1 protein-coding gene is annotated in these 248 nt (G+C 46.0%); it reads right to left on the bottom strand.

What is annotated here, in order from left to right; translation table 11 throughout:
* Positions 1 to 248: choice-of-anchor D domain-containing protein (locus tag ACEYW6_RS36845; RefSeq protein WP_412983699.1), on the bottom strand; the 248-nt coding region annotated here is incomplete at both ends.

Genomic DNA, 248 nt, shown 5'->3' on the forward strand with positions numbered 1-248 from the left:
CCACTAATGGCAAAGTCAAAGGGGCTTTCGTCACTATCGTTGTTGGTCAAACTGAAACTGCCAGCATAGGTTCCAGGCGTAGGTGTATTCGTATTGAGTGCCACCGTTATACTTTTTGAAGTGTTGGCAGCCACGGTATATGGAAGAGTTCCTACCAAATTAAAGCCGTCGGGGAGTTTGAGATTACTCAGGTTGAGTGCAGCTGTACCAATGTTCTTGATGGTGAAAGTTTTGGTTACGGTACTGCC

The organism is Nostoc sp. UIC 10607 (genome assembly GCF_047228265.1).
GTDB lineage: Bacteria > Cyanobacteriota > Cyanobacteriia > Cyanobacteriales > Nostocaceae > Nostoc > Nostoc foliaceum_A.